The sequence below is a fragment of the Companilactobacillus halodurans genome, assembly GCF_009600985.1.
Classification (GTDB): Bacteria; Bacillota; Bacilli; order Lactobacillales; family Lactobacillaceae; genus Companilactobacillus; species Companilactobacillus halodurans.
The window spans coordinates 1-1,108 of the sequence record NZ_VDFP01000240.1 but is presented as its reverse complement, the minus strand read 5'-3'; the positions used below and the strand labels follow the sequence as shown (position 1 = coordinate 1,108).

Annotated in this window: 2 protein-coding genes; one reads left to right on the top strand and one right to left on the bottom strand. The window is 36.1% G+C overall.

Annotated features, from left to right (window positions below; genetic code table 11):
• On the bottom strand, positions 1-198 hold a 198-nt coding region (locus FHL06_RS13900), incomplete at its 3' end, for an aldo/keto reductase (RefSeq protein ID WP_337692582.1).
• A gap of 403 nt (positions 199-601) precedes the next feature.
• Between FHL06_RS13900 and FHL06_RS13895 the strand changes: the two genes are divergently transcribed.
• The coding region (locus FHL06_RS13895; protein ID WP_153387245.1) for a class I SAM-dependent RNA methyltransferase at positions 602-1,108 on the top strand (507 nt) is incomplete at its 3' end.

Here is a 1,108-nt window from a genome sequence, read left to right as displayed (position 1 = left end):
GCCTTTTTGAAGACCTTCACCAACACCAGCTTCATTACCATATTGCTTAGCAGTATCAATAGCTTTATAGCCATGTTTTAATGCCCATTGGACAGCTTGAGAAGCGCCAGAGTTGTTGACCTTCCAAACGCCCATACCCAATTGAGGCATTTTAACACCATTGTTCAAAGTTACAGTAGAATCTAGTTTTAAATTCATAATATTCCTCCTACAATTATAATTTTAACGCAAAAGTAAATTTGGTACTGAAAAATAGCCCTTTCTTTAGGGAGGAGAATTAAAGAATGCCGTCTTCCGCAGAAATTTTGCTCCAGACTAAGGTGCTGATTTCTATTTTCGTCATTTAAAATTCTCGTATAAAATCGAAAAAATAATAATACTAGTCCGGAGCAACAAAGAAAATGGGCTCAGTAGTGAAATTCTACTTAGTGGTTTACCACTTAGTAGAAGGCCGAGATTTGAAACAATTGTGAACTTCAATTGGTTCAAATTCGTGCCCACTACGTTCCAGCCCAATCGGGTTTGTTACGGAAGACGGCATTCTTAACCAAATTTGAAGAGAACCTTTTTGACACTTCTTTTTTCTATGTATAGGTGAAAAATGGAAAAACCAAACTTAAAAAAGAACCAAGAATTAGAATTAAATATTGAGGATTTATCATACGAAGGTAAAGGTGTTGCTAAAGTTGATGACTTTACACTTTTCGTAGATAATGCTCTGCCAGGTGAAACTGTTAAGGCAGTGATTACTCGTGTAAATAAGAACTTCGGTTTTGCTAGAACTTTAGATGTTTTAAAGGAATCTCCCGATCGTGTACATGATATTGATGCTATTTATGCTCAAACAGGAATCGCTCCTTTAAGTCATCTGAAGTATGACAAGCAATTGGAATTTAAGCACGATCAAGTTGTAACTGACTTTAACAAGATTGGTTTAAAAGATATTACTGTTAACCAAACTCTTGGTATGGAATCACCATTTAACTACCGTAACAAGGCTCAAGTGCCAGTTCGTCAAGTGAATGGTAAGTTGACTACTGGTTTTTATCGTCGTCGCTCACATGACCTTGTACCAATGGAAAATTTCTTGATTCAAGATACTAAGATC